Genomic DNA, 26926 nt, shown 5'->3' with positions numbered 1-26926 from the left:
GGCTGCGGCCCGGCGCCACGGATGGGGGCTCAGTTGGCAGCGGTCACCGGAATCGACTGACCCTTCATGGCATCGACGACGGCGTCCTGCGAAGCCTTCAGTGCCGTGGACAGGTCGGTGCCGCTCGCGACGGCCTTCGTCATGGCGTCGCCCAGCGAGTTGTACGCGGTGACCTGCGTCGGGCCCCATTGCCATGTGGTGTCGATGTTCTCCGCCGACTGGCTGAACACGTCGAAGATGTTCTGGTTGCCGTAATACGGCGTGCCGGTCTTGAACGCGGCCAGGTCCGCTCCGGCCGTCGCGGCCGGGTAGAGGCCGCCGAGGTCGTTCGTCATCTTCAGCGCCTCGGGATCGGTGTTCAACCAGTCACTGAACTGAGCGGCTTCGTACGGGTGCTTGCCGCCCTTGATGAAGGCGACAGTGGACCCTCCCCAGTTACCGGCCCGGTTCTCCCCGGCCGCCCACTGCGGTAGCGGCGCCACTCGCCACTTGCCGGCCTGCGCCGGCACGTTGTCGCGGAGGTTGGTGTAACTCCAGGCGGCGCCGATCATGGTCGCGAGCTGGCTTTTGGCGTACGCGTTGGTCAGCGGCGTCGAACCGTTCTTGAGGTCCGTCCGGACCGTTCCGTCCTTGATCAGACCCTGCCAGTAGGCGGCGACGGCCCGCGCGGCGGGGTTGTCGATGGAGACGACCCACTTGTCGTTCTTGTACCCGTACATCTGGCCGCCCTTCTGCCAGAGGAGCCCGTTGAACAGCCAGGGGTTCGAGGGGTCGAACGCCGTGATGTCCAACGATGCATCTTTCGACTTCAGGGTCTTCGCTGCGGCCTGGTACTCGGCCCAGGTCTTGGGGACGGCGATGCCGTACTTCTCGAACAGGTCGACCCGGTAATACATCGCCAGCGGGCCGATGTCCTGCGGAAACGCGTAGATGCCCTGGCCGCCGAACGTCGACTGCGACCACGTCCAATCGATGAACTTGGACTTGGCCGCAGCGGCCGGGGCACACTGGGACACGTCCGCGAGCATGTCCTGCGTACGGAATTGCGGCAGCGAGTCGTAGCCGATCTGCGCCAGGTCGGGGGCCTGGTTGGCCTTCACCGCGTTCGTAATCTGATCGGCAGAATTGTCGGCGATATTCTTCATCGTCACCTGGATGTTTGGATGCGATGCATTCCAGACATCGAGTACCTTCTGCATTCCGGGAACGAAGTTCCAGTACTGCAGGGTGACTTTGCCTTTGGCCGGTGCGCAGCTTTCAGCCGCCGACCCTTCATCGCCCGACGACGAGCAGCCGCCGACCAGGAGCCCGGTTGCACATGCTGCCGCAATCGCGGCCCGGACACGGCGACGACCGAAAATGCCTCTCGTCATGAAAGGGACATCCTTTCCGTTGGATCGGCCTTGTGACGCTCGACCGAGGCCGCGTCGGCCATCTCGAATGAGATTCTTCGGTGAAAACGCGGGCGCACGGTGCACCACGCGGTGAAGACGTTTCGAATCGTCGGGAAGGGCGGACCTTCACCTCAGCAGGAGACTTCGGATCTCCCAGGGCTGTAGTCGGACGTGGAGGGTGCCAGGACACTCCTCGGTTTCGATCGGGTCGCCCAGCAGCGAGAGGTCGGTCGCCGATCGGAAGTCCCCGGTGATCGTGGCGGCAACGGGACTATCACTCATGCCGACGACGCGCACCTCGATGCCGTCGTGACAGTGATGCACGGCGGTCACCGCAGCCGAACCACCCGTCACCTTCAGTCCTCCGGCGGGGCCCGGCATCGGCATTCCGAGCGGCGCCGCCCCGCGGCGGACCAAGGGTTCGCTCCGGAAGTGCGCGGAGTGGCGGACGGCGTCCGCCCGTTCCCATCCGGCGCGCGCCGGGAGCACAGCAAGACGAGCGGTGATGGTTTCGCCGAACGCTTGTGCGCCCGGTACCGGGATCTCGGCTGCGGCGGGCTCGTCCCGCAGCGGGTGCAGGTTCACGCTGATGGAACCAATGGCCCGCAGGACGGTCAGGGCGAGCTCTCGGCCGTCGTCCACGACTTCGTACTCGGTCGCGTGGTCGAGCAGGATCGTGGCCGCTCCGGCGGCGACGAACGACGTGGCCGGGAACGTGGGGAGCGGGAACTCACCCCAGCCTGCCTCGGCGACCAGGCCGCGCCGGGTGACGGCGAATTGCCCCTCCGACTCCGAGCAGGCTGCGGCTTCCGGGAGCGGGAAGTGGATGCGCATCCGGTGGTCACGCGCCGGGTTCTCGAACGACAGGCTCAGCCGGACGAACGGCTCGTTCGATCGGAGCTCCGCAACGGTCTCGACCGTCATCGCGGTCGTCTCGAGGCTTCGCCGATCGGGATCGTCCGACAGACCCACGGGAATTTCGTAGACCCGGGTCGCCTGGAGCTTCCAGCGGACGGGTCCCTCTTCGACGACTTCGGCGCTCACTCGGCTCGGAGTGTCGATCAGCGTTTCCCGGTCAGGCGGTGCGTAGTTGTAGCTGTCGCCGCGGTCGCCGCCGTCGACGAGGCGTCCGAGTCCTGCGAGGACGAGCCCCTCGTCGTCGTACAGGTCGAAGGTGCCATCGGGGCGGACCCGGACGCTGACGAGACCGTTGGAGATGGAGTCCGGAGCGTCGGTGCCGGCCGCTGACACCGGTGACTCCGCTTCCCGGATGGTGAACGCGGTCGTCCCCGAGGCCGCGACGGGTACCTCCACGAGGACACTCCGCACCGGAGAGACCTCGGTCACGACGCGCCAGTTACCCGGATGATCCGCCACCGCGGACGCCACCGCGCCGCGCAACTCGAGAAGGTCGAACGGTGCCTCGGACGCGGATTCGGCGACCCGGAAGACGAGCAGACCCGGCGTGACGGTGTAGTCGTTGATCTGCCGACCGAACAATTCGCGGCGATGGATGCGGCGCAGGACCCGCTCGAGGTCGGCTCCTGCCATGTTCTCGTCGGCCAGGACCGTCGCCGCCGCGCCCAGAATCTGCAGGGGGAGGCGACGTCCGTCGGCGCCGACGGCCATCAGCGCCACCTCGGCTGATGTGGTCTCGACGTCGACCGACGCGACGACGATCCGGTCCGACGTCAACGGGTTCGCCACGAAGAACGCCGAGGACGGCACCGTCGCGGCCACCTCGGACAAGACGCCGTCACGCACCGCACGGGCGATCTGCCCGGCCTCGGCCAGGCGTGCCGCGACCTGGTCACTCGTCTCGTCCGAACCGGAGCCGACGACGGAATCGTGGGCGGACGACTCGATGATCTTTCGCCAAGAGACGTTCAGAAACTCGTCCTGGCTCGTCCGTGACCAACGGGCGGCCAGCCGTTCGGCCTCATCCACGACCCGTTCTGCCTCCGCCATGCCCTGCTTGAGCGATCGGCGGACGGACAACACCCCGGGCAGGACGTTGCCACGGGCATGGCTGCGGAGTTCGCCGACGACCGTCGGCAGGTCGACGTCGGTGGGTAAACCCTCGAGGTATTCGGGCAGCGTCGCCACAGCGATGGGACGGTCGGGACGGGCGGCGCGGCGCAGCCACTCGACGAGCCGGGCGTCCGGTACGGCGTGGTCGGTACCCGCCATGGCAAGTACCGGATCTCCGCCCCACCGCTGCTTCGTCATCACCGTGTAGTCGTCGAGCGCGCGCCCGATCATCTCCGGCACGAGCAGGATGTCGAGCCCGTTGTCGTAGCCGTCGAACAGATATTCCGTGCGGACGCGGGAGCCGTCCGGCGCCTGCCACACGAATTCGTGTCCGTCGATCGCGGCCGGGACACCCCGCCAGAGCACGGCGCGCCCGATACCCGCCCGGACCAGAATTTGTGGCATCTGCGCGATGTGGCCGAACATGTCGGGCAGGTACCCGACGGACATTGCTCCCCCGAGTGCGGCGGCACCTTCGACACCGAACCGCAGATTGCGCACGATCGTCTCGCCGGTGCACAGGAACTCGTCCAGGAGGATCAGCCACGGCCCGAGCGCGAGACGCTTCTCCGCGACGAGCCGGCTGACCCGGTCGACCTCGTCCGGCCGCATCTCGAGGTAGTCCTGGATGGCCGCCGTCTGACCATCGAGGGTGAACCGGAACGACGGATCCGACTCGGCCACGTCGAGCAGGCGGTCGAACTCGGCGACGAGACGATGGCGGAAGACCTGGAACGGCTCGTACCACTCGCGGTCCCAGTGGACGTGGGGTACGAACACCGCGCCGGCCGGGCCGGCGGCCGCCAGCAGTGCATCCGATGTCACGGCGTCTACCCCTCGATGGTGAATTCCGAATATCAAAGCAGTTTGTTGAAAATGCTGCAAGAGTCTTGACCTGCGAAAACCTAGAAGCGCGGGCCGGGATCCTGACCGGCCGACAGGCTTGCCTACTTCCCCGACGCGAGGAGCATCGTCGTCGGGCGCGGCGAAAACGCCTGGTCGAGGACCAAGGTCGCGGCACCCACCGACGCCACGTCGACGGGAACAGCAGACTCCACGAAGCGGATCGAATGCGGTAGCACCAGCGCCGGGTCGCCGGAAACCGCGGTGGGGAGCACGGACAGCACCACCGGTGCGAGGCGTCCCCAGAACGGCCCCCCGAACACCACCTGCTGCACGTCGAGGAGATTCGCGGTGACCACGACAGCTCGCGCCAAAGCCCGCCCGGCTTCGGCGTGGATGCCGATGGCCGCCGGGTTCCCGGCGTCGGCCGCGTCGGCGAGCTTCCCGAACGCCGCTCCGACGTCCAGCACGTCGTCGAGCCGGCCGACGTCACCGGGCGACAGCACCTGCCGTTCGAGTGCACGTTCCACCAGCGCGCGCGGGACCGCCATGTTGCCGACGCAGCCCCGGCGCCCGCACCAGCACACCGGTCCGTTCGGATCGACGGTGATGTGCCCGGCGTCGCCCGCGTTCGAGCTCACACCGCGCAACACTTCGCCGCCGATGGCGATGCCGGTCGCGAATCCCGTGCCGTAGTAGACGAAGATGAAGTCGCGCGCACCGTCGTGGCCCGCGAACCATCGCTCGGCGATCGCGGCCGCGGTGGAGTCCTTCTCCAGCACCACCGGCAGCCGCAGGGCAGCGCTCAAGGAGTCACGCAGGGTGACCCGGTGCCAGTCGGGCAGCATCGGCGGGTTCAGTACGACACCCGTCTCGGCGTTGATCGGCCCGGGTGAGGCGATGCCGACTCCCAGCACCTTCGATCGTTCTACGCCGGACGACACGATGAGTTCTTCGATCGTCCGAGCCATCGCCCCCACGACCCGGCCCGGGTCCTGTACGACCGGCGTCTCGGTCCGGATGTGATCGCGGACCTCACCCGCCAGATCGACGATCACGTACGTGACGACAGCTGGATCGATGTGCACGCCGACGGCGAATCCCCCACTCGGGATGAGCCTCAGGATCTTGGGTGGCTTGCCCCGGCCACTGGCCGGCATGACGGTCTCCGTCACCAGTCCGTCCTCGACCAAGCGACGGCTGACGTTGGACACGGTCATCCCACTCAGGCCCGTCAAAGCGGCCAGCTCACCTCGGGCGACCCCAGTGGGATGCCGACGGATCGCGTCCAGGACCACCGACACGTTGAACTCCGCGACGGCCACCAGATTCGTCCCTGTTTGGGCCATACCTCTCTTTTCGCTCATGAAAGCGTGGCAGAGTATGGGCGCCGACGAGGTGAACGACGCGGCGCTCGTGGCTTTCGTCGCTCGCCCGGCAGGGAAGGCTAATCGCCTTCTCGTGTCTGGTCGAGCAGAAACACGCGCCGCAGCCGTCCGGCGGCGGCGTCATGCGAACCTGCCTCGGTTTCACAGCGTCTCCTGAGCCCGTCCCCATCACCTCGACAGCTGGCCGGTCGATCGTCGAACCATGACGATCACGACCCTCGCCGCGGATCCGGTCCAGGACGCCGCCAAGGCCGGAAGAGCCGTGCTCGACGTGGTGATCCCGGTCTACAACGAGGAAAAGGACATCGAAGGGTCGGTGCGGCGGCTGCACGCCCACCTGACCTCGACGTTTCCCTACCCGTTCCGCATCACCGTCGCCGACAACGCGAGCACCGACAACACCTACGCGATCGCCCACTGGCTGACCGGCCAGCTGCCCGGCGTCGCGGTGGAGCACCTGGAAGAGAAAGGTCGCGGGCGCGCCCTGAAGGCGGTCTGGTCCGCGTCGGATGCTCCGATCCTGGCGTACATGGACGTCGATCTGTCGACCGACCTCGCGGCACTGTTGCCCCTGGTCGCGCCGCTGATCTCCGGCCACTCCGACCTGGCGATCGGCACCCGGCTCTCCAAGGGCTCGCGGGTTGTGCGGGGAGCCAAACGCGAGGTCATCTCCCGCTGCTACAACCTGATCCTGCGCGGCACGCTGCACGCGGGCTTCTCCGACGCGCAGTGCGGGTTCAAAGCGATCCGGCGTGACGTCGCCGGGCAGCTGTTGCCGCTGGTGGAGGACACCGGCTGGTTCTTCGACACCGAGATGCTGGTGCTCGCCGAGCGGGCGGGGCTGCGGATCCACGAGGTGCCGGTCGACTGGGTCGACGATCCGGACAGCCGGGTCGACATCGTCGCGACCGCGGTGGCGGATCTGCGGGGCGTGTGGCGGCTCGGGCGCGGTTTGGCCACCGGTTCATTGCCGCTGCACACCGTGCGGGAGTCCCTGGGGCGTGACGCCCGGGAGGTCGCGCCGGGTGTGGATTCGCGGCTCGTGCGCCAGCTGATCCGGTTCGGTGGGATCGGGGTGGCCAGCACGCTGGCGTATCTGGTGCTGTACGTGGCGCTGCGGGGCGTCGTCGGTGCGTTCACCGCGAACCTGCTCGCGCTGCTGATCACCGCGATCGCCAACACCGCGGCGAACCGGCGGCTCACGTTCGGCGTCCGCGGTGCCGGGAAGCGCGGACGGCAGCACTTCGAAGGGCTGCTGGTGTTCGGGCTCGGCCTGGTGCTGACGACCGGCGCGCTGTCGGTGCTGCACGCAACGGTGAGCGCCCCGGGGCGCGGCGTCGAGTTGGCGGTACTGATCTGCGCGAATCTCGCCGCGACGATCCTTCGATTTCTCCTCTTCCGCGCCTGGGTCTTCCACCCGCGGCGCACGGCCGCGACCCAGGACGCCCGATGACCGCACTCACCACACCCCCGCAGCCACCCGCCGGATCGCATCCCGCCCTCGACGGCGAGGTCCTCGACACCGCACCGCCGAAGCCCGCCGGACGGATCGGCCGGATCGTCCGGGGCCGCGAGGAGGACCCGCGGTGGATCCGGCCGGCCTTGCTCGTGCTGCTGGTCGGCACCGCGGCTCTGTATCTCTGGGACCTCGGCTCCTCCGGGTGGGCGAACAGCTTCTACTCCGCGGCCGCCCAGGCCGGCACCGAGAGCTGGAAAGCGTTCTTCTTCGGCTCCTCGGACGCGTCGAACTTCATCACCGTCGACAAGACCCCGGCGGCGCTGTGGGTCATGGAGATCTCCGCGCGGATCTTCGGCGTCAACGCCTGGAGCATCCTGGTGCCCCAGGCGCTGGAGGGCGTCGCGTCCGTCGGGCTTCTCTATCTTGCGGTGCGACGCTGGTCAGGCCCGGTCGCGGGGCTGATCGCCGGAGCGGTGCTGGCCCTGACCCCCGTGGCCACGCTCATGTTCCGCTTCAACAACCCCGACGCCCTGCTCGTGCTGCTCCTGATCGGCGCCGTCTACGCGACGATGCGCGCGATCGACGCCGCCGCGGTGCGCGCCGGGACCTACTGGCTCGCGCTCGCCGGTGCGCTGATCGGGTTCGGCTTCCTCACGAAGATGCTGCAGGCGTTCGTGATCGTGCCGGTGCTCGGCATCGTGTACCTGGTGGTCGCGCCGACCTCGGTGCGGCGGCGACTGCTGCACCTGGTGGCGGCGTTCGCGTCGCTGATCGTCGGCGCCGGATGGTGGGTGCTGATCGCCGAGCTCTGGCCGGCTGATTCCCGCCCCTACATCGGGGGGTCGCAGACCAACAGCGTGCTGGACCTGGTGCTGGGCTACAACGGCCTCGGTCGGCTGTCCGGTGACGAGGCCGGCAGCGTCACTCCCGGTGGGGGTGGCGCCGGGTCCTGGGGTGAGACCGGGATCCTGCGGCTGTTCAACTCGGAGTTCGGCACTCAAGCGAGCTGGTTGATCCCGGCGGCGCTGGTGCTGCTGGTGGCGGTGCTCGGGTTCACGGCGCGCGCGCCGCGGACCGACCGGACCCGCGCGGCCATGCTGCTCTGGGGTGGGTGGCTGCTGATCACCGCGCTGATCTTCAGCTTCATGCAGGGCATCATCCACCCGTACTACACGGTGGCGTTGGCACCCGCGATCGGTGCGGTGATCGGCATCGGAGCGGTCTCGGTGTGGGCGGTGCGTGGCGAGGACGCCGCGCGTGCCGTGCTCGCCGTCGCGATGGGAGCGACTGCAGTCTGGGCGTTCGTGCTGCTCGGGCGGGCCGACTGGCAGCCGTGGCTGCGGTGGGTGGTGCTGGTCGGTGGGCTCGCCGTTGCGGGCGGGCTCGCGTTCACGCCCCGGCTCGCGCGCCGGGTGGCCGTTCTGCTGGCTGGCGCCGCGTTGCTGCTCGGTGTCGCGGCTCCCGCCGCGTACGCCGTGCAGACCGCGTCGCAGCCGCACACCGGTGCGATTCCGAGTGCGGGCCCGTCCGGGGGTTTCGGTTCCTTTGGCGGACGTCAAGGAGGCGGGCCCGGCGGCACGGGCAACCGCGGCACCATCCCCGGCGGCCAGCAGGGCCAGGGCAACCAGTTCCCCGGCCAACAGGGCCAGGGGCAGCAGCAGGGTGGGGGGCAGATGCCGGGTGGGGGGCAGATGCCGGGTGGTACCGGTAACGGTGGGTTCTCGAGGGGTGGGGGTAACCGCGGTGGCGGTGGCAACCTGCTCAACGGCAGCACGCCGAGTGCCGAACTCACCGCGCTGCTCACGGCGAACTCGTCGCAGTACACGTGGGTCGCCGCGACCATCGGATCGAACTCCGCGTCCGGCTACCAACTGGCCACCGGCGACCCGGTGATGGCAATCGGCGGCTTCAACGGCACCGACCCCACTCCCACACTCGCCGCGTTCCAGTCCTACGTCTCCGCCGGCAAGATCCACTACTTCATCGCCGGCGGCGGCATGGGGTTCGGCAACTCGAACACCGACGGAACGTCCTCGCAGATCACCGAGTGGGTGCAGGAGAACTTCCCGGCGACGACAGTGGGCGGCACCACCGTCTACGACCTGACCCGATCGGCCTCCGGAACCACCGAGTCGTGACACCGCAGCCCCCCGGGCCGGACCGCCGGGGGGCTGCCTACGACGCGCAGGTGTCGCGGTAGTCGACGCCCGGCGCGTACGACTCCCACACCTCGCGGGACAGTCCCCCACCGGCCCGGCGGCACGCCGCACCGATCAGCGCGGCGCTCCCGTACGGGAGCGCCGCCGGGATCACGCTCCACCGCATCACGGTGCCGTCCGCCCCCGCGCTGAGCAGCGTCGGACCGTCGAAAACGAGGTCGAGCACGAGCCCTTTCTGCGCGGAGGCCGAGATCACGGGGAGGCGCGTCCCCGCGTCCCACACCGTCACGGCGCCGTTGTCACCGCCACCGGCCACCCACTTGCCGTCCGACGACCACGCCAGCGTGGAGTACCGGCCGGTGCTTCGCACCCGCCTCGCCGCGGTCGGCTGCGTAACGTCGATCAATTGGATGCCTGCAGCGGAGGCGACCGCCAGACGCGCGCCGTCGGGGCTGAAGGCCAGGTCGGTGACGTCGGTCGGCCCGTCGACGGTCGCAAGCTGGGCGGTGGGCGCGCCGTCCGCGACGCGCCAGATGCGCACCGTGCCGCTGCGGGCGTAGGCGAGCAGGTCCGTGCCGAACGCCAGCGCGGTCACCTGCTCGGTGCCGCCGCCGATGACGTCGCCCCGCTGCCTCGGCGCGGACGGCGTCGAGACGTCCCAGAAGCGGACCTGACCGGCGGATCCGCCGGTGGCGAGCGTCCGGCCGTCGGGCGAGAAGCCGAGCGCGGAGACGCCCGTGAACGGCACGGTGCCGACCGTGCGCAGGGCGCCGTCCCAGAGTTGAGCGCCGACGGCGATGATGTCCTTGCCGGCGGCCATCACCCCGCCCGGCGCCGGTACGCGCGAACGGCGCTGCACCGGATCGAGATCCCACGACGAGATCGTGCCGCCGTCGGAGGCGAGCAGGGACTCGGGGCTCAGCACCGCCGCCTGCATCGCATGGGTACGCACGACCCCGGCGAACGGTGTCGCGCGCAGCGCCTCGGTCAGGGCCCTGGTGGCTTCCCTGCCGGGCGCGAGGTACTGGGCGGCCATGCCGGTCTGCAGCGCGCGCTCCGGGTCGCTCGTGCGCAGCCGGGTGGCATCGCGCAGGAAGGCCTGGGCGGCCGTCGTCCGCAGGTCCGCGGCCGCTCGGTCGTGCGCCCGCGCCTCCGAGCGCCCGTCGACGATCGCCACGCCGGAGACCACCAGGGACACGACCAGCAACAGAGCGAGCGCGGCGAGCGCCGACAGCGCGGTACGCCGGGCGCGCCCGAACTCACGGACGTCGCGCCCCAGCAGCTCGCGGCGTGACGTCCCGATGATGGGCGCGGCGATCGTTGCCGCCTCGGACCGGAAGTCGGGGTCATGGACCGACAGGTCCTCGCGGCCGACCGCCCACCGGAGGTCGATGTAGCGCGGGAGCGCCGCGTAGCGGCCGGACAGCGCACGCGGCAGACAGTCGGTGCGCGACCAGTCGAAGTCGTCGCGGCCCCAGTGGATCTCACCGTCGAGCAGGACGAGGATCAGACGGTCGATCGGCTTGGGGGCGTCACCCGCGTGCAGAGCGGCAGCGCCGGAGCCGCTGAGCCAGTGGCCGACCTCGCGCTCCACCCAGCGTGATCGCGCCGCTTTCGGGGACGCGAGCAGGATCAGGTAGCGGGACGCGTCCAGCTCGGCGAACAGGTCCGAGCGCAGGGAGCCGCTGGGTTCGGTGTCGGTCGTGTCGCGGTGGACCGCCAACGTGCCGGTTCCGTACCACGGAGTGCCGATCGTCTTGATCGCGTGTTGCAGTGCCGAGGCAACCCCGGTGCCTTCGGCCCATGCATAGGTAATGAAAGCGTCGTGCGCCATCGGTCACCTCGCCCCTAGTGGCGGTCACGGTAGCGACTCGGGACCCTGGCCGATCTACCCCGGGTGACCTGGCCGAACGACTGACTTCAGCGCCGCGGCCACCTCGGCGATCAGGTCGTCACCGGCGTCGTAACCGGGGAAGTACGCACAGACGCGGTCGCAGTCGCCGTAACGGGCGACGATCCCGGCCGCGACCTCGTCGGGCGTGCCGCAGATCGCGAGCGTGTCGACCATCTCGTCGGTGATCAGCTCCGGCATCGAGGCCCACTCCCCGCGCTTCGAGCGGGCGTTGAGCTCGGGCTGCAGGTCTCCCCAGCCTTCGACGTCGAGCACGGGGCGGTAGGCGGGGGTGGAGGCGTAGAACGCGAGCAGGCCACGGACCGCGCGTTCGGGTCCGTCCCGCCCGACGCCGAGGATGACCTCGGCGGTGACTTCGAAATCCGTTCGTCCCCGGAGTCCCTCGTGGATCGCGGGCCAGGTGCGCTCGCGCATGTGTCTGGCGCTGTTGAACGGCATCACGAGGACGCCGTCAGCGACCTCGGCCGCCATCCGGTTCATGTTCGGCCCCAGCGCCCCGACCAGCACCTTGGGGACGCCGTACGGGTTCGGGCCGGGGTCGAACGTCGGGGTCATGAGCGTGTGGCGCGTGTACTCGCCCCGGAAGCCCAGGCGGGTGCCGTCCTGCCAGCTGTTCAGGATGGCTTTGGTGGCCAGCACCCACTCCCGCATGTGCTCGACCGGCCGGCCCCACTGCGCGCCGTACCGGTTCTCGACGTGGGCCCGCACCTGTGAGCCGAGCCCCAGCCGGAAGCGGCCCTTCGACAGCAGCTGCAGGTCGTACGCCGCGTGCGCCAGGTGCACGGGGCTGCGCGGGAACGCGATCGCGACGTTGGTCATCAGGTCGAGGTCGCACACCGGTGCGGCGGCGACCAGCGGGAAGAACAGGTCGTGCGAGTTCTCGAACGTGAAGACGCCGTCGACGCCGGCTGCCTGCAGTGCCCGGGCGCGGTCCGCGGCGCCGATCACGGAGTCCGAGAGCATCACGTCGACTTTCATACTGTATTTTCTACCGGCTGTTGGCGCAGGTGTCCGGATGCGAGGATCGCCACTGCCACCGCCAGCATCGGGACGAGGGTCAACGCGTCGACGACAGCGCGGTCCAGGCCGCCGTCCTCGACCAGCAGGATCTCCCCGGCGACACCGACCACCATGTTCGAGCAGCCGTGCGCGAGGCTCGTCACCCAGACGCTGGCGGTCTTCACGAACAGCCAGCCGAGCAGGATCGCCATCAGCGTGGTGTGCGCGCCCCAGGTGGCCAGGCCGAGCGGGATGTTGTCGTAGTCGGAGTACCCGGCGAACGCGAGCGGCCAGTGCCAGACCGCCCAGATGACGCCGGTGACCAGGATGGCGGTCGTGGGGTTCGGGTGGATGCGCTGCTGGAGATAGCCCCGCCAGCCGAACTCCTCACCGAAGAAGATCGGCGGCACCAGCAGCGCGATGCCGGCGAACGCGGCGATCACCCCGAACCCCGCCGGGCGGTAACCGGCGAACACCGCAGCCAGCGCCATGATGCCGGCCAGGACCGCGATCGGAACGAGCCACGCCACCGCGTACCACCGCACGGGGACACGGACGCGCAGCCCGGCGTCGGCGAAGCCTTCACGCGTCACGTACTTCCGCACCACGAACGCCGCGACCGCCGGCGCGAACGCCATCGGCAACTGGGCCAACGGGTTGCCCATCGACCACCCCACGGCCCACGCCACCGCGATCCATCCCCACGTGGAGCCGAACGTCAGGATCAAATACCACCTCATGCGCCCATCCCACCGCCGGGCGGGCACCGGGTCACTCCAGCTAGCCGGAGCTTCGCGGTGGAGATGGACGTAGGTTGGACTGATGCTGGTTGACGAACTGCGGGCGGCGCTCGGTGCGGAGCGGCTGATCGAGGACCCCGACGTGCAGGCGTCGTACGCACACGACGACGCTGAGTGGGCACCGGCCGGCAAGCCCCTGCTCGTCGTCCGCGCACGCACCACCACCGACGTGCAGGCAGTCGTCCAGGCGTGCCTGCGTCACCGGGTGCCGGTCGTCCCCCGCGGCGCCGGTACGGGTCTGTCCGGCGGCGCGAACGCCGTCGACGGCTGTGTCGTGCTGTCCACCGAGCAGATGACCGACATCGTGGAGATCAACCCGGTCGAGCGGCTCGCGGTGGTGCAGCCGGGGGTGGTGAACGATGTACTGCGCGCGGCTTGTGCCGTCGAAGACCTCTGGTATCCGCCCGACCCGGCGAGCGCCCCGTGGTCGACGATCGGCGGCAACGTCGCCACGAACGCCGGTGGGCTGTGCTGCGTGAAGTACGGCGTCACCCGGGATTACGTCCTGGCGTTGGAGGTGGTGACCGGAACCGGGGAGCTGGTTCGCCTCGGTCGCCGCACGGCCAAGGGCGTCGCCGGGTACGACCTGGCCGGCCTGATCGTGGGCTCGGAAGGAACGCTCGGCGTCGTCACTGAAATCACCGTACGGTTGCGGCCCGCGCGCCCGGCGGAGCACACCGTCGCCGGCTACTTCGACTCACTCGTCGCCGCCGGCGAAGCCGTTCGCGCCGTGGGCGAAGCCGGCGTCGTCCCGTCCGCGCTCGAACTCGTCGACCGGCACTGCCTGGCCGCCGTCGACGCCTGGAAGAACATGGGCCTCTCCGCCGACGCCGACGTGATCCTGCTGGGCCGCACCGACTCCCCCGGCCTCGCCGGCGAAGAGGAGGCGGCCACGATGCTCGCGTGCTTCGAGCGCGCCGGAGCCACCTGGGCCGCGCGATCCACCGACCAGGAGGAGGCCGACGCGCTCTTCGCCGCCCGACGCCTGGCCTACCCGGCGCTCGAGCGGCTCGGCCCGGTGCTCACCGAGGACGTGTGCGTGCCCAAGGCGGCCCTGCCGGAAATGCTCGGTCGGATCGAGGCGGCGTCCGTACGGCACGGGGTGCTGATCGCGAACATCGCCCACGCCGGCGACGGCAACCTGCACCCGCTCATCATCACTCCCGTCGGCGACGACGCGGCCCGCCGTCGGGCCCAGGGCGCGTTCGAACAGATCATTGTCGACGCTCTGGAGCTGGGCGGAACCGTCACCGGTGAACACGGCGTCGGGCTGTTGAAGCGCGACGGACTCGAGCAGGAGCTGTCGCCGGCGGTGCAGGCGATGCACCGCGCCGTGAAGCAGGCCCTCGATCCGCACGGCATTCTCAACCCAGGGAAGGTGTTCGAGTGACGGCGCGAGCACTTACCGTGGACATATGGCCGTCACGATGGGAAGCGCCGCCATCGAGTGGAGCTGGATCTTACGGGGGCGGCCGTGGTGCGCCCACGACGTCGGGGGTGTCGAGGCCGACGACGAGCACCACTTGGCGTGCGCCGAGTGCGGGGCGGTGTGGTGGTACCAGGGCACGCCACCCCCACCGCGCGGTGACTAGCCGATCGTCTCGTTGATCCACTCTGCTGCGACGTCCACCCGTGCGGTCGTCTCCTCGAGGTCGTGAGGGCAGTCGGGGCCGGTGCTCTCGGTGGAGACCACCTCGGCGCCCTCGTCGGTCTCGCGGAAGTACGGTGCGCCGGAGTCGAACATGCACGCGCCGGTGCTGGGCGACGGGTCCTTGCCGTGGACGCCGACCGTCGTGTCGGACACGCTGATGACCTCGACCAGCCCAGTCTGCAGCGTGTCGGACGGCTCGGTCGAGACGCCGTCCAGCGCGCCCCACCCGGTCAGCCGCAGCACCTCGCCCGCCTCCGGGGGTGCCTCGGGAAGGGAGACCGGGTCGATTTTCTCCACCGGCCGCTCGAGCTTGGCCAGCGAGATGTCGTTCACCGGCGACTGCGCCACCTCGACGATCGCCACCTCGACCCCACCGGGCCCGTCGGCCGTCACCCGGCCGAGCGTCGCCGTGGTGTCGTAGGGCACCGGGCCGCTCACCGGGTTGCCGTCGACGTCGTGGAAGCAGTGCCCGGCGGTGAGGATCCACTGCGGAGCGATCAACGCGCCGGAGCAGGCGCTGTTCCTGGTCGTGCCGTCCGGGTTCGGGATGCCGGTCATCGTCAGTTTGGTCGCGAACTGGAACTGTCCGTCTTCGACCGGAACCCCGTTCGCCACCGCCTGCGCGGGCGCGCTCCCCACGAACAGAACAGCACCCACGGTGACAGCGGAGAGGGCTAAAGCCGAGAGCGAACGCATGAGAACCCTTCAGTCGGTAACCGTCGATCACCTTCCTAGCGTGGAACGGAGCGTAACGCTCGTGAATGGACGGATTCCTGTCATGTGGTGGGGACCACGCGCTTCTCGACGCCGGGGAGGGGTTCGGGCCAGTAGGCGGACTGGCTGTAGAAGATCTCCTTCACCGTGGGCAGGTTCTCCGATCCCGGCCAGGTGTCGGGCTTCCACAGCCCACCCCGCGTCGGCGCCTGCCCGCAGTGCAGGAACATCTCCTCCACCTCGACGATCGTCGCCAGCGCCGGCGAGTTCTCGCGGTCGACCTCCAGCCGGGACCCGGGCAGCTCCGCCAGGAACGGTGCGTTGCGCACGATCGTGGCCCGGCCGTTGAGCCGCACCGTCTCCCGGTAACCGGGCACCAGGAACAGCATGCCGACGCGTGAGCGCTCGATGATGTTCTGAAAACTGTCGATCCGGCGGTTACCGGGCCGGTCGCCGAACGCGATGTGCCGCTCGTCGAGCACCAGCACACCGCCGGCCTTCTCCCCGCGCGGTGACACGTCGAGCTGCCCGTCGGCACCCACTGTGGCCAGCAGGAAGTACGTCGAGGAAGCCAGGAAGCGGCGGGTCACCTCGTCGATCACCGCTATCGACTTCTGCTTCATGTGCGGGTGGGGTTCCGGGATGAACTCCCGCAACTCCTCGACGCTCGTCACCGGTTGTCCCAGGTCAAGACTCATAAGACGCTCACAAAGGCTAACCTAACAAGCGTGCGCGCAGAACGGCTGGTCGCCCTGCTGTTCATTCTGCAGCGCCGCTCCGCCGCGACGGTCCCGGAACTCGCCGAGGCGGTGGGCGTCTCCGAGCGCACGCTCCACCGCGACCTCGCCGCACTCCGCGACGCCGGCGTCCCGCTCTGGACCGAGACCGGCCGCCACGGTGGTGTCCGCCTCGTCGAGGGCTGGCGCTCGCACCTCGACGGCCTCACCTCCCGCGAGGCCGTCGCCCTGCTCGCGATGGGCGCGCCGCACGCCCTCGCGGAGCTGGGCCTGGGCACCGCGGTCACGGCCGCCCACGCCAAGGTCGCGGCCACGCTCCCGCCGGAGCTGCGCGAACAGGCCGAACTGGTCGCGCAGCGCTTCCACCTCGACGCCCCCGACTGGTTCCGCACCGCCGACGGCACCGACCACCTCGCCACCGTCGCCGGCGCGGTCTGGAACGCACGCCGGCTCCGGATCGCCTACCGGCGCGACACCACCACCGTCGAACGCACCGTCGACCCGCTCGGCCTCGTCCTCAAAGCGGGCGTCTGGTACCTCGTCGCCTCGGTGGACGAGGCCGTCCGTACCTACCGCGTGGGTCGCATCGCCGCCGCCGATCAGCTCGACGAGCCCGCCGACCGTCCCGCCGGGTTCGACCTCGCCGGTTGGTGGTCGCAGTCGTCGGCGACCTTCGAACGGTCACTGCAACGCACCGACGTGCGGGTCCGGCTGAGCTCCCGCGGCTTCCGCTGGCTTCCCAGAATGCTTCCGGCGGACGTCACCGAGCAGGCGATCCGTACCGCCGGCGAACCGGACGAGCACGGCCGGCGCGAGGTCACGCTCGGGCTCGAGTCACCGGAGATCGCGGTGGGGCAGCTGTTGCCGCTCGGCTTGGAGGTGGAGGTCGTCGCTCCGGAGAAGGTCCGGGCGATCATGGCCGACACCGCAGCCGAAATAGCCCGCCGCCATTCCTAGGCTTTCCGGAACAGCCGATACTGATACGCCACCGCGGTCACGAGGCACAGACTGAACGCGACCATGAAAATGGGTGCGCCGACACGCAGGGACACGAATATCGACTCGACGAGAAACGCCCGGAGAAAATCCGTTCCTTGCTTCTCCCAGAGCCCCGGCGTGTAATACCACTCCCGGGGCGAGGAGGAGAGATGGACCATACTCAGCGTGGTGAAGGTCAGCAACAGGTTGGGCAGTAACAACAGGCCCGAAGTCGCCAACGAACGTCGGTAGCGCTGCGCCTTCGACGCGGGATCGGAGAAGATGTCGACGTTCGGGCCCGCCGAGCACGAGGCGAAGTACTGCGGTCCTCCGTGCCGGGAACCGCTCACGTGGTGCCAACCGGCGTCTTGGAACAGGTTGACGTAGTCGGCGAAGTCGTACTGGGACATCGACGGCCGGTAGTCGATGCGGACCACCGCGCTCCCCGGCGGAATCGGAACGAACGAATAGATTCCCTGGGCGCTGCGCACCAGGAATCCCTGGGAAGCCATGCGGTTGAGCCAGGCCTCCTCTTTGTCGAAGTCGAAAAATAGCTTCAGCCTCCGGACCATCCCGCACCTCCTTGCTCACGCTCGAAAGCGCGAATCATGTGCGCCATTCTCTGTGCGTCGTGCGCCAGCACTTTGGCGCCGATTTCCGTGAGCTGATACACCTTGCGACGTGGGTCCGCACTCGGCACCCGGACGATCATGTTCTGCTTCCCCAGCGTCTCCAGCGCCCCGTACAGCGTTCCGGGTGCCAGCCGCACCTGCCCCGCGCTCATTTCGTCGACGCGCGACATGATCAGGTAGCCATGGGCCGGGCGGGTGAGCGCCAACAGGATGTAGAACACGGTCTCGGTCAGCGGCAACTGCGGTTCCCGGTTCATGACACCCCAACTATATCGGCGGCCGATATACCGGGCAACTGAGTAATAGTGTCAGATCCTGGTCAGATCGAGGATGCGGACGGTGTCCGGGCCGTCGTGCCAGACCACGATCTCCGGCGCGACGGAGCGGGTGGCGCCGCGGGCCTCCAGTTCGGGCCGGGCGGCCAGCTGCTCGGTGCGGTGGGTGCGCAGGTCCGCGAGCATCAGCGTCGACGCCGTGTTGTAGCGGACGAAGCGGTCGGCGGCGATCGGGAGCCGATCGTCCGCGGTCGCGCCGGGGAGTGGCCAGGCCGCGGATCCGTCGCGCGCCTCGGCGACCTGGGCACTCCCCCGGTGGCCGACGCACCACGTGAGCGAGCACGACCCGTACTTCAGGGCGCCGGGGTTCGCCGTGCGTTTCTCGCCGGTGTCGGCGTTGAGCAGGATCTGGTCGTCGAGGTCGTGGGTGGCGTCGCGTTTGCCGTACCAGGGCCAGCCGAGCTGGGCGTCGTAGCTCCGCAGGTCGGGACGGGTGCGCGTGCCCGGGAGGACGCTGACCCCGGTCGTGTCCGGGGGACGGCCCTGGGTGATCCAGACGTCGTCGTCGACCAGGTCGAGGAACCCGATGACCGCGCCGGTGGCGAGCTTGCGGGCGCCCGTGCCGTCGACCGGGGCGATCCAGACGTCGCCGGTCGAGCCCAGGCGAGGGCTGGCCTGCCAGGCCACCCAGCGGTCGTTGGCCGCCACGTCGAGCGAGATCCCGCCCTGCTGTGCCGAGCCGTCGATCAGGCGCAGGTCTCCAGTGGCCGGTGTCCACACCCAGATGCCGGTCGACGTACTGCCGCCGGCCAGGTCGGTCACGACGAGTCGCCCGTCCCCGAGCACCCGGACGACGCCGTACTGCGCGCCACCGGGCAGCGCCGCCGGAACCTCCACCGCCCGCTCGCTCCAGGCCGGGGATCCCGCCGCCGGGGATCCCGCCGCCGGCGAGGCCGGTCCAGACGCGGCGGGGCCGGACGCAACGGGGCCGGACGCGGCGGCTCCCGGCGCGGCGGGATCGGACGCGGCCGGCGGACCGGCGCACGCGGCCAGGAGGCCGCACGCGACAGCGAGACGTGAACCGGCTAACGCGAGGCGGCGCAGGGACGGCATGGACGCGAGGCTATAGCGTCCCCGCGCGTCACCAGCCCATGGTGCCGGGTGCTCCCTTGAACGGGCCGGTGACGTCCGCGGTGATCCAGCCGCCGTAGAAGTCACCCTCCTGCGGCTGCACCAACTCGCCGGCCACCCGGCACTCGTCGACCCGGCTCGGATAGAACGCGACCGCCCCGGTCAGCTCCACGTACGCGGGCGTGGGATCCGCGTACGACCAGCCCACCCGCGGCACCCGCGCAGCCCCCACCACGAGGTCCCAGTAGTCGGCGACTCCTTTGAACTCGCAGAACGACTGCCCAGCGGCAGGCTCCAGCACCCCGTCGGCGATCTCGTCGCGCGGCACGTAGTACACCGGCGGGTGCGAGGTCTCCAACACCCGCCAGCACCGATCGCTGTCCACGATCACCTGCCCGGCGTGCGCGATCGTCACCCGCCGCCCAGCACGCTCCAACCGCGGCGGCCGCGGATACTCCCAGACCGACTCCATCGGCTCAGCCTGCCAGCCCACCTGCCACTCCGCACGACGGCGACCGCCGCTAGCGGTAGCCGGTGGTGTCGGCGGGCTTGCCTGCCCGGTCGACCTCGATCATGTAGCGCCACGCGTCCGGGCGGCTGCCGTCGACGTCGTCGATCGCGTAGCGCTTGGCGAGCGTGCCGGTGTCCACCGACTGCCCGGAGAGCTCGCCGCGCCGCGGATCGGCGGCCAGCGCCGCGATCGTGCGCCCCACGAACGTCGGCGACTCGGAGATCGCGAAGTGCGGCACCGTGTCGGTGGCGTCCCGCCAGTTGTCCTCCCGGACCCCGAAGATCTCGAGCATCGTCTCCGACCGCAGCCAGCCCGGCGTCACGGTGACCGCGGCGGCGCCGTGCGGCTCCAGCTCGAACGCTTCGGCCTTCACCAGCTGGTGGGCAGCGGTCTTGGCGACGTAGAACGCCGTCGACGTGCCCTTGCGGAACACCGCGTCGTACTCGGGCGTGCCGTCGGTCATCTCCACGACCAGCCCGGCCTCGGCCTTGATCACCAGCGGGAACAGCGCGTGCGCGGTGATGACGTGCGCGTCGATGGCCAGGTGCAGCATGCGCAGGCTCGCGTCCAGGTCGTGCTCCCAGACCGTTTTGCCCCACTCCAGGTGGTGGTCACCGCCCCACACGCCGTCGACCAGGATGTCGAGCCGTCCGTGCGCGGCGTCGATCCGCGCCGCGAGCGCACGCACCTCGTCGGGCACCAGGTGGTCCACCCGGACCGCGGTGGCCTTCCCACCGGCGGCCTCGACCAGTTCGACGGTCTGCTCGATCGTCTCCGGCCGGTCGACCTCCGAGCGGCTGCCGGTGCTCGACCGGCCGGTGACGTAGACGAACGCACCGGCTCGGCCGAGTTCGACGGCGATGGCACGGCTGGCACCGCGGGTCCCGCCGGCGACGAGGGCGATCTTTCCGTTGAGATCCATGACCACACCGTCCCCCGAAACCCTGACAGCCAACGGCAGGGTTACCGGACCGGCAGCGACACCATCGCGTGCATCTCCGAACGGATCAGGATCTCCCGGACGAAGGTCGGCAGGCCGCTGATGATCACCGGGGAGTACACCCGTTCGATCAGCCCCGACAGGAAGTTCAGCGCGGTGGCGCCGAAGAACGTCACCGCGCTCAGGTCGAGCACCACGCGGTCCTCCCGACCGGCGGCCGCGCGGATCCGGTCCAGCACGTCGACGTGCTGGGGGTCGATCGCGCCACGCAGCCAGACCAGCAGCAACCGGTCATAGCGCACCCAGTGCACGGCGTCGGGGTTCGCCGGCAGTGCGGAAGCGAAAACGTCGTCCACGGAACTCCTGCAGTCCGTCGTGATCGAACCGGGCCGCTGCTTGACCGCGGGAACGACGCTCACTCCGCCGTCCCGTTCTCCATTCTGACGCAACCGGCCGGAACCGGCATGCCGAGACCGTGACCGAGCGACCGGTTTCACGAAGTCGCCCGCGATCGCTGCCGATGCACCGGATGACGTGTGTACGGCGATCGGCGGAGGAGGGCGGTCCATGGCGCGTGCCGGACGCCCGGTCAGCCGCGTGGTCGCAACGTTGGTGCTCCTCGGTGTGCTGGTGTGCCTGCACCTGTTCCCCGACCGCGTCGACGCGCTCTACAGCGCGTCGATCATGCTTCTGACGTGCGGCGGGGCCGCGTTGCACGGCTGGACGGCACAGCGGTCGACCGGCCGTGCCCGGCGGGTCTGGATCACGACCACGATCGGGCTGGCCTGCTGGGGCTACGCCGAGGTGTCGGTCGGCATCCCGGCGGTCGTCACCGGCACCGCGCCCGACCGGACCCTGCTCGCGAACGTCCTCAACCTCAGCGCGATGGCGTTCGTCGTCATCGCGATGCTGTCGATCCCCGGGGCGCCCCGCGACCGGTTCGCCCGCCTGAAGATGCTGCTCGACGGCGTCGTGGCGGCAACCGCGCTGGCCGGCATCGTGTGGATGCTCGTGCTGGAACCGTTGATCCGGGTCAAAGGAGCGTCGCCGGCGTTCATCGACCTCGCCTACCCGGTGGGGGCCACCGGGGTACTCGCGGTCGGCGTCGTCCTGCTGGCGGGGCAGCCGCTCCGGCAACTGTCCGCGATGACGCTGGTCACGACCGGCGTCTCGGTACTGACGGTCGGCCTGCTCGTGGAGATCGGGGGCGAGATCACCGGCGACGGCTCGATTCGGCCCTGGGCGCTGGACACCTATCTGATCGCCGCGTCGCTGCTCGTGTCCTCCGCGTTGGCGCCCCTTCCCGACGACCACGAGCGGGACTGGCAGACCGCCGGCGGTGGCCTGCTGCCCTACGTCCCCGTGGCGGTTCTGTATTTGACGGCGGCCCTGTACATGCTGACCGGCCGCACGCTGGAACCGCCGGTCGTGTGGGCGGCGATGATCATGACCGCCGGGGTGCTGGTGCGCCAGCTCCTGGCGCTGCAGGCCAACGCGAGGCTCACCGAGGATCTGGCCGCCCAGCGCGCGAAACTGGTGTTCGAGGCGACCCACGACGCGCTCACCTCACTGCCGAACCGGGCGATGCTCCAGCGCGCGCTGGCCGCACTGCCCGGCGCCACCCGGGCCGGTGACCCACCCCCGGCCGACGGCCTGCCGACGCTGCTCATGATCGACCTCGACGGGTTCAAGAGCGTCAACGACACCCTCGGGCACGCCGCCGGTGACCAGCTGCTGGTCGTGATCGCCGAGCGGATCCGCGGTGCGATCGAACCGCTGGGCGACGTCGCGCTGCCGGTCCGGCTCGGCGGCGACGAGTTCGCGGTGCTGCTGCACAGCGGGGGCTCCCCCGTGGCCGTCGAACTGGCGCAGGACCTGGTGCTCGGCATCGGCACACCGATGTCGCTGGACGGGCACCCGGCCACGGTGGGAGCCAGCATCGGAATCGCGACGCACGGCCGGTCCGAACGGATGCTGCACGACGCCGACGTCGCCCTGTACGAGGCCAAAGCCCGCGGCAAAGGCCACTACCGGCTCTTCGACGAGCGGCTCTCCGCTGCGGTCGCGGCCCGCCAGAGCCTGGAGGCCGACCTCGGCGGCGCCCTCGCCGGTGACCAGCTGTCGCTGGAGTACCAGCCGCTGGTCGACCTGATGTCGGGCGACGCCCCTCGCTGCGAGGCACTGCTGCGGTGGAACCACCCGACGCGCGGGCGCCTCACACCCGACGAGTTCCTCACGGCCGCCCAACACGTCGGGCTGCTCCCGGCACTCGACCGCTGGGTGCTCGCCACCGCCACCGCGCAGGTCGCGGAGTGGCGGGCGACCGACCCGGAGTTCGTGGTCAGCGTCAACGCATCGGCTGCGTACCTGGCGTCGGGCACGCTGCCGCGTGACGTGCGCCGGTCGATGGAGAAGCACGGACTGCCCGGCAGCGCGTTGATCGTCGAGGTGACCGAGGGGTCGCTGATCGTCAACCTGGAAGCGGCCGCCGGACTGCTCCGTGAGCTGCGGGAACTCGGGGTCCGAGTGGCGCTCGACGACTTCGGGGTCGGCTACTCGTCGCTGAACTACCTGCGCCAGCTTCCCGTGGACGTCGTCAAGCTCGACCGGTCGTTCACCCGCGAGCTGGGCACCGGGCCGGACGCGGTGATCCTCGTCGACGGCGTGCTCGACCTGGCCTACCGCCTGGGCCTGGAGACAGTGGCCGAGGGCGTGGAGACCGAGGAACAGGCCGGCCAGCTGCGTGACCTCGGCTGCCGCTACGGGCAGGGCTTCTACTTCGGCGCACCGACCCCGCCGATCGCCGATCACCCGCCGAGCGTCGGCGACGGCTCGCCGCACTATCCACCACCCGCCTCCTTCCGTACGACCCCCGGCACGGTCAATCCCGGTTCTGGGGGCCGCCGATCGGAAGCCGCACGGTGAACGTCACGTCCGGCTGGTAGCGCGAGGACACCCGGACCGTTCCGCCGTGCGCCCGCACCACCGCGAGCGCGAGCCGGTGCCCGAGCGTGGAGTCGCCGGGGTCCGGCCCGGGAACCGCCCGGTCGACGCCGATCAGCGTGAGCTCCGCGACGCCGGGCTCGTCCTTCAGCCGCACGTACACCTCACCGCCGGTGCCACCGGCCACCGCGGCACCCAGCAGGGCGTCGACAGCGGCCCGCAAGCGTTCGACGTCGCCCTGGAGCAGGAGACGCTCGGGCAGGCCGACGTGCACCGACGCACGGACCGGCGCGCTGAGCGCGGCGACGGCCTCGGCCACGACGGCGGCCAGGTCGAGCTCCCGGATCTGCAAGTCCACCAAGCCCGCCTCGACAGCGGCGAGGTCCAGCAGGTCGTCGCGGGCGGCCCGGGCGGCGGCGCCGTCGCGGTCGAACGCCCAGAGCAGCGCGCGGAAGTCGTCGCGGCTGCGGTGCAGTTCCGAGGCCAGGTCCTCGGCGCGACGCCGGGACAGGAAGTGGCCGATCTGGTTGGCGATGTTGCCGAGCTGGGCGACCAACCGGTCCCCGTTGTACTCGCGGTGATCGGCCACGCAGGTCAGGACGCCGAGCACGCGCCGGCCGTCGCGGACCGGCACCGCGACCGCGGCCCGCACCCCGACGGTGTGGGCGCGCCGGGCCCGCTCCGGGAAGTTGCTGGTCCTGATCCTGTCGGTGGCGAGCAGATCGGGGATCCACAGCGGTTCGCCGGTGTCCCACACCGTGCCGCCGATCCCCCAGCCGCGCTCGATCGTCGGCGGGATGAGCGCCTCGAGCGTGCGGCCCGGCGCGTCCCACTGCGCGGTCAGGCGCAGGACATCGGCGACCTCGTCGACGAGCCAGAGCTGGGCGTGGGGCCAGCCGAGCGTGCTCGCGACCGCCCGGACCAGCGCCGGACCGACGTCGACGACGGTCGTGGCCTCCGCCAGCGCACGGGCCACCAGGACCTCGCACCGGCGGAATCGCGCCGCGCGTTCAGCCAGCGTGGTGTCGCGGAACGCGGCGACCGCGCCGGACGTCCCTCCGTCGGCGGTGCGGATCGGCCGCGCGTTGACCTCGGCGTGGCGGGCCTGACCGTCGGGTACCACGATCCGCACGCCGACGCCGTCCACGGTCTCACCGCGCAACGCCCGCTCCACCGGGTGGTGGGCGGGCGTCAGCACGTCACCGTCGGAATCGGCCAGGCTTTCGCGGATCAGCCGCTCGACGGTGCGGTCGGCATCACCGAGCTGGTACAGCGTCCGCAGAGCGCGGTTCGCGAGCACCAGGCGTCCGGCTTCGTCGAACACTGCGACGCCGACCTGCAGGCAGTCGTAGAGCGCGGACGCGAATCCGTCGGGGCATTGAACGCCGCCTTCGCGACGGATCCGGTCCGTTGCCATCGGAGGCCTTCCGCACGCAAATCGGTCAGATTCGATGCGAGCGTAACCGTCCGAACCATATGCCACGATCCCGCGAGGACCTTTAGGGCAAACGGTTTACTACTTCTTCTTGGATGCCTTCTTCTTGCCCGACGCCTTCTCGGTCACGGTGGTGTCGGGGTGACGCTTCGCGGTGGAGCCCTTCACGAACCGACCGGTGATCGCGCTGCGCTTCTGACCGGAACTCTTCTTCGACGAAGCCTTCTCCACGACCGTCGTCTTTGGCTTCTTCTCGACCGTCTTCTTGTCGACGTACTCGCCGGTGACGGCGCTGCGGCCCTTCTTGGCGGCGGTCTTGGCCATGGGGGTGTCTCCTTCAACCATTGGGGACTGGTCTACAGCAGAGGTACCCCGTGGTTCACACGGACGAACCAGTGGTTTTCGCGGTGATCGCCTGTAGTACCAACCGGGCCGCGGGGGTCGGCTCGTGACGGCCCGCGCGGTACAGCACCCCGATGCGGCGCACGCCGAGCGCCGGTGCACTGAGGACCCTGATGCCCGGGGGCAACTCGGCCGGCAGCGCGAGCCCGGGGACCACGGCCGCCGCCAGACCGGCCTCGACCAGGGCGAGCGCTGCGGGATACTCGAGCACCTCGTGCTCCCGATCGAGGACGACGCCGTGCCGGGCGGCCAGCCGATCGAGCGCCGCGTGCACCGCGGTACCGGGCGGGCTACCCACCCACGGACGCGTCAGCGCGGCGTTCAGGTCCGGGCCCCAATCGGGTGGGGTGAGGATGCGGAACGGGTCGTCGAGCAGTCGGGTGCCGCCGAGACCCGACAGTTCCGTGTCCGGATAGCTCTCCGTCGTCACCAGGTCGACGCCACCGGCGCGCAGTGCCGCGAGCGCGGGCTCGGGGTCGAGTTCGCGGACCGACACCCGGACGTGCTTCGTCGCCGCGTGCACCGCCGCCGCGGCCGGTCCCACCAGGTGCTGGATCAGCGTCGGGAACGCCCCGACCACCACCCGGCCCGTGACCTGACCCGTCAGCGCCGCCAGATCCCGCTCCGCCTCGGCCAGCACGACCGCCAGCCGGGCCGCGTGCTCGGCCAGCAGCCGACCCGCCGGCGTGAGACCTACCTGCTTGCCCGCCGCGGACCGGTCGAGCAGCGTCACGCCGGTCTCCGACTCCAGCCGCGCCACGTGCTGAGACACCGCCGACGGCGTCAGGTGCAGCACTTTCGCGGCCGCGAGGACACCGCCCGCGTCGGCGACCGCCCGGAGGACGGCGAGGCGACGGGGATCGATGGGCATTCAGCAAAACTACAGGGCTGGTGCAGAAATCGGCTCTACTGCTAAATGCCCAACTACCTGCAGGATGACGTCATGAGCCTGATCGATCTTTCGCACGAAATCAGTGCCGGCATGACGACGTACCCGGGACTGCCGGGACCGGAGATCACCCCGCATCTCACCCGTGAGGCCTCCCGGGAGGTGTACGCGCCCGGGGTCGAGTTCGCGATCGACAGCATCACGATGGTGGGGAACACGGGGACGTACCTGGACTCGCCGTTCCACCGGTATGCAGGGGGCACGGATCTGGCCGGGTTGCCGCTGGCGTCGGTGGCGGATCTCCCGACGGTGGTGGTGCGGTGTTCTTCGCGTGCGGTGACGGCTGACCTGTTGTCGTCGGTTGACGTGCGGGGGCATGCGGTTTTGTTGCACACCGGTGGGGACCGAGGGTGGGGAACGCGCGCGTACGCCTCGGACGCGCCCTATCTCTCGGAGGACGGGGCTCGATATCTGGTCGAGGCGGGGGCCGTGCTCGTCGGTATCGACAGCGTGAACATCGACCAGGTGACGCCCGAGGGGTTCCGGCCCGCGCACTCGATCCTGCTCGCCGCGGAGATCCCGGTCCTGGAGCACCTCACGAACCTCGGTGCGGTGCCCGACACCGGCGCCCGCCTGCACGCGGCCCCGCCGCCCGTGCGGAACTTCGGCACGTTCCCGGTGCGCGCGTACGTGGTGGTGTGAA

24 protein-coding genes are annotated in these 26926 nt (G+C 70.1%); 7 read left to right on the top strand and 17 right to left on the bottom strand.

What is annotated here, in order from left to right:
* Positions 1–29 precede the first annotated feature (29 nt).
* The 3 genes from ACGFY5_RS24140 to ACGFY5_RS24130 all read right to left on the bottom strand — a co-directional run bounded on the left by ACGFY5_RS24140 (position 30) and on the right by ACGFY5_RS24130 (position 5617).
* Entirely contained in the window at positions 30–1481 is a 1452-nt protein-coding gene (locus tag ACGFY5_RS24140) for an ABC transporter substrate-binding protein (RefSeq protein ID WP_392723054.1), read from the bottom strand.
* 39 nt (positions 1482–1520) lie between these two features.
* On the bottom strand, positions 1521–4250 hold the full coding sequence (locus tag ACGFY5_RS24135; RefSeq protein WP_392723052.1) for an alpha-mannosidase: 2730 nt from the start codon (positions 4248–4250) through the stop codon (positions 1521–1523).
* 122 nt (positions 4251–4372) lie between these two features.
* Entirely contained in the window at positions 4373–5617 is a 1245-nt protein-coding gene (locus ACGFY5_RS24130; protein WP_392723051.1) for an ROK family protein, read from the bottom strand.
* Positions 5618–5858: 241 nt separating this feature from the next.
* Between ACGFY5_RS24130 and ACGFY5_RS24125 the strand changes: the two genes are divergently transcribed.
* Positions 5859–7109, top strand: a complete 1251-nt coding sequence (locus ACGFY5_RS24125; protein WP_392723050.1) for a glycosyltransferase — start codon at positions 5859–5861, stop codon at positions 7107–7109.
* Entirely contained in the window at positions 7106–9253 is a 2148-nt protein-coding gene (locus ACGFY5_RS24120; RefSeq protein WP_392723049.1) for an ArnT family glycosyltransferase, read from the top strand. The genes ACGFY5_RS24125 and ACGFY5_RS24120 overlap by 4 nt, the downstream gene beginning before the upstream one ends.
* A 37-nt stretch (positions 9254–9290) precedes the next feature.
* On the opposite strand, the gene ACGFY5_RS24115 is transcribed toward ACGFY5_RS24120, so the two are convergent.
* The 3 genes from ACGFY5_RS24115 to ACGFY5_RS24105 are packed head-to-tail and all read right to left on the bottom strand — an operon-like array spanning position 9291 to position 12925.
* Positions 9291–11108 (bottom strand): toll/interleukin-1 receptor domain-containing protein, encoded by a 1818-nt coding sequence (locus ACGFY5_RS24115; RefSeq protein ID WP_392723048.1) that lies wholly within the window; start codon positions 11106–11108, stop codon positions 9291–9293.
* Between the two features lie 54 nt (positions 11109–11162).
* Positions 11163–12164, bottom strand: a complete 1002-nt coding sequence (locus ACGFY5_RS24110) for a TIGR03617 family F420-dependent LLM class oxidoreductase (protein ID WP_392723047.1) — start codon at positions 12162–12164, stop codon at positions 11163–11165.
* Positions 12161–12925 (bottom strand): CPBP family intramembrane glutamic endopeptidase, encoded by a 765-nt coding sequence (locus ACGFY5_RS24105; protein WP_392723046.1) that lies wholly within the window; start codon positions 12923–12925, stop codon positions 12161–12163. The genes ACGFY5_RS24110 and ACGFY5_RS24105 overlap by 4 nt, the downstream gene beginning before the upstream one ends.
* 82 nt (positions 12926–13007) lie before the next feature.
* Between ACGFY5_RS24105 and ACGFY5_RS24100 the strand changes: the two genes are divergently transcribed.
* Positions 13008–14375, top strand: coding sequence for an FAD-binding oxidoreductase (locus tag ACGFY5_RS24100; RefSeq protein ID WP_392723045.1), 1368 nt, complete (start codon positions 13008–13010; stop codon positions 14373–14375).
* Between the two features lie 25 nt (positions 14376–14400).
* Complete coding sequence (locus tag ACGFY5_RS24095) at positions 14401–14577, top strand: hypothetical protein (RefSeq protein WP_392723044.1); 177 nt, start codon at positions 14401–14403, stop codon at positions 14575–14577.
* Here the strand turns inward: ACGFY5_RS24095 and ACGFY5_RS24090 are convergent.
* Together ACGFY5_RS24090 and ACGFY5_RS24085 are read right to left on the bottom strand one after the other, a co-directional pair.
* Positions 14574–15293, bottom strand: a complete 720-nt coding sequence (locus ACGFY5_RS24090; RefSeq protein WP_392723043.1) for a S1 family peptidase — start codon at positions 15291–15293, stop codon at positions 14574–14576. The genes ACGFY5_RS24095 and ACGFY5_RS24090 overlap by 4 nt on opposite strands.
* A 119-nt stretch (positions 15294–15412) precedes the next feature.
* On the bottom strand, positions 15413–16048 hold the full coding sequence (locus ACGFY5_RS24085; RefSeq protein WP_392723042.1) for an MSMEG_1061 family FMN-dependent PPOX-type flavoprotein: 636 nt from the start codon (positions 16046–16048) through the stop codon (positions 15413–15415).
* 30 nt (positions 16049–16078) lie between these two features.
* Between ACGFY5_RS24085 and ACGFY5_RS24080 the strand changes: the two genes are divergently transcribed.
* Positions 16079–17044, top strand: a complete 966-nt coding sequence (locus tag ACGFY5_RS24080) for a helix-turn-helix transcriptional regulator (RefSeq protein ID WP_392723040.1) — start codon at positions 16079–16081, stop codon at positions 17042–17044.
* Here the strand turns inward: ACGFY5_RS24080 and ACGFY5_RS24075 are convergent.
* Genes ACGFY5_RS24075 through ACGFY5_RS24050 form a run of 6 tightly spaced genes read right to left on the bottom strand, consistent with a single transcriptional unit; the run spans position 17041 to position 20910 of the window.
* Positions 17041–17637 carry a DUF2812 domain-containing protein gene (locus ACGFY5_RS24075; RefSeq protein ID WP_392723039.1) on the bottom strand — a complete coding sequence of 199 codons (597 nt, stop codon included), beginning with the start codon at positions 17635–17637 and terminating at the stop codon, positions 17041–17043. The two genes, ACGFY5_RS24080 and ACGFY5_RS24075, sit on opposite strands and share 4 nt — an antisense overlap.
* On the bottom strand, positions 17622–17954 hold the full coding sequence (locus ACGFY5_RS24070; RefSeq protein ID WP_392723038.1) for a PadR family transcriptional regulator: 333 nt from the start codon (positions 17952–17954) through the stop codon (positions 17622–17624). The genes ACGFY5_RS24075 and ACGFY5_RS24070 overlap by 16 nt, the downstream gene beginning before the upstream one ends.
* A 51-nt stretch (positions 17955–18005) precedes the next feature.
* Positions 18006–19085 (bottom strand): hypothetical protein, encoded by a 1080-nt coding sequence (locus ACGFY5_RS24065; RefSeq protein ID WP_392723036.1) that lies wholly within the window; start codon positions 19083–19085, stop codon positions 18006–18008.
* 28 nt (positions 19086–19113) lie between these two features.
* Positions 19114–19575, bottom strand: a complete 462-nt coding sequence (locus tag ACGFY5_RS24060; protein ID WP_392723908.1) for a DUF427 domain-containing protein — start codon at positions 19573–19575, stop codon at positions 19114–19116.
* A 49-nt stretch (positions 19576–19624) separates the two neighbouring features.
* Positions 19625–20536: an SDR family oxidoreductase gene (locus ACGFY5_RS24055; protein WP_392723035.1), complete on the bottom strand. Its 912-nt coding sequence runs from the start codon at positions 20534–20536 to the stop codon at positions 19625–19627.
* A 41-nt stretch (positions 20537–20577) separates the two neighbouring features.
* Positions 20578–20910 (bottom strand): STAS domain-containing protein, encoded by a 333-nt coding sequence (locus ACGFY5_RS24050; protein WP_392723034.1) that lies wholly within the window; start codon positions 20908–20910, stop codon positions 20578–20580.
* A 211-nt stretch (positions 20911–21121) separates the two neighbouring features.
* Between ACGFY5_RS24050 and ACGFY5_RS24045 the strand changes: the two genes are divergently transcribed.
* Positions 21122–23479, top strand: coding sequence for a putative bifunctional diguanylate cyclase/phosphodiesterase (locus ACGFY5_RS24045; protein ID WP_392723032.1), 2358 nt, complete (start codon positions 21122–21124; stop codon positions 23477–23479).
* On the opposite strand, the gene ACGFY5_RS24040 is transcribed toward ACGFY5_RS24045, so the two are convergent.
* From ACGFY5_RS24040 to ACGFY5_RS24030, 3 genes are all read right to left on the bottom strand, one after another.
* The gene (locus ACGFY5_RS24040; RefSeq protein ID WP_392723031.1) at positions 23436–24914 is read right to left on the bottom strand and encodes a GAF domain-containing protein; all 1479 of its coding nucleotides are present in this window, start codon (positions 24912–24914) and stop codon (positions 23436–23438) included. The two genes, ACGFY5_RS24045 and ACGFY5_RS24040, sit on opposite strands and share 44 nt — an antisense overlap.
* 99 nt (positions 24915–25013) lie before the next feature.
* Positions 25014–25256 (bottom strand): hypothetical protein, encoded by a 243-nt coding sequence (locus ACGFY5_RS24035; protein ID WP_392723029.1) that lies wholly within the window; start codon positions 25254–25256, stop codon positions 25014–25016.
* A gap of 55 nt (positions 25257–25311) precedes the next feature.
* On the bottom strand, positions 25312–26205 hold the full coding sequence (locus ACGFY5_RS24030; protein ID WP_392723028.1) for a LysR family transcriptional regulator: 894 nt from the start codon (positions 26203–26205) through the stop codon (positions 25312–25314).
* A gap of 72 nt (positions 26206–26277) precedes the next feature.
* Between ACGFY5_RS24030 and ACGFY5_RS24025 the strand changes: the two genes are divergently transcribed.
* The gene (locus ACGFY5_RS24025; protein WP_392723027.1) at positions 26278–26925 is read left to right on the top strand and encodes a cyclase family protein; all 648 of its coding nucleotides are present in this window, start codon (positions 26278–26280) and stop codon (positions 26923–26925) included.
* Position 26926: the final 1 nt, after the last annotated feature.

Origin of the sequence: Cryptosporangium sp. NPDC048952 (genome assembly GCF_043197895.1) — a bacterium.
Taxonomy (GTDB): Bacteria; Actinomycetota; Actinomycetes; order Mycobacteriales; family Cryptosporangiaceae; genus Cryptosporangium.
This window is presented reverse-complemented; position numbering and strand designations above follow the sequence as displayed.

Coding starts and splice junctions, on each gene's coding strand:
- ACGFY5_RS24095 (WP_392723044.1), top strand. CDS start 14,401: ATGGCCGTCACGATGGGAAGCGCCGCCATCGAGTGGAGCTGGATCTTA.
- ACGFY5_RS24100 (WP_392723045.1), top strand. CDS start 13,008: ATGCTGGTTGACGAACTGCGGGCGGCGCTCGGTGCGGAGCGGCTGATC.
- ACGFY5_RS24030 (WP_392723028.1), bottom strand. CDS start 26,205: ATGCCCATCGATCCCCGTCGCCTCGCCGTCCTCCGGGCGGTCGCCGAC.
- ACGFY5_RS24060 (WP_392723908.1), bottom strand. CDS start 19,575: ATGGAGTCGGTCTGGGAGTATCCGCGGCCGCCGCGGTTGGAGCGTGCT.
- ACGFY5_RS24085 (WP_392723042.1), bottom strand. CDS start 16,048: ATGAGTCTTGACCTGGGACAACCGGTGACGAGCGTCGAGGAGTTGCGG.
- ACGFY5_RS24065 (WP_392723036.1), bottom strand. CDS start 19,085: ATGCCGTCCCTGCGCCGCCTCGCGTTAGCCGGTTCACGTCTCGCTGTC.
- ACGFY5_RS24125 (WP_392723050.1), top strand. CDS start 5,859: ATGACGATCACGACCCTCGCCGCGGATCCGGTCCAGGACGCCGCCAAG.
- ACGFY5_RS24035 (WP_392723029.1), bottom strand. CDS start 25,256: ATGGCCAAGACCGCCGCCAAGAAGGGCCGCAGCGCCGTCACCGGCGAG.
- ACGFY5_RS24110 (WP_392723047.1), bottom strand. CDS start 12,164: ATGAAAGTCGACGTGATGCTCTCGGACTCCGTGATCGGCGCCGCGGAC.
- ACGFY5_RS24025 (WP_392723027.1), top strand. CDS start 26,278: ATGAGCCTGATCGATCTTTCGCACGAAATCAGTGCCGGCATGACGACG.
- ACGFY5_RS24040 (WP_392723031.1), bottom strand. CDS start 24,914: ATGGCAACGGACCGGATCCGTCGCGAAGGCGGCGTTCAATGCCCCGAC.
- ACGFY5_RS24105 (WP_392723046.1), bottom strand. CDS start 12,925: ATGAGGTGGTATTTGATCCTGACGTTCGGCTCCACGTGGGGATGGATC.
- ACGFY5_RS24070 (WP_392723038.1), bottom strand. CDS start 17,954: ATGAACCGGGAACCGCAGTTGCCGCTGACCGAGACCGTGTTCTACATC.
- ACGFY5_RS24130 (WP_392723051.1), bottom strand. CDS start 5,617: ATGGCCCAAACAGGGACGAATCTGGTGGCCGTCGCGGAGTTCAACGTG.
- ACGFY5_RS24075 (WP_392723039.1), bottom strand. CDS start 17,637: ATGGTCCGGAGGCTGAAGCTATTTTTCGACTTCGACAAAGAGGAGGCC.
- ACGFY5_RS24120 (WP_392723049.1), top strand. CDS start 7,106: ATGACCGCACTCACCACACCCCCGCAGCCACCCGCCGGATCGCATCCC.
- ACGFY5_RS24115 (WP_392723048.1), bottom strand. CDS start 11,108: ATGGCGCACGACGCTTTCATTACCTATGCATGGGCCGAAGGCACCGGG.
- ACGFY5_RS24045 (WP_392723032.1), top strand. CDS start 21,122: ATGGCGCGTGCCGGACGCCCGGTCAGCCGCGTGGTCGCAACGTTGGTG.
- ACGFY5_RS24055 (WP_392723035.1), bottom strand. CDS start 20,536: ATGGATCTCAACGGAAAGATCGCCCTCGTCGCCGGCGGGACCCGCGGT.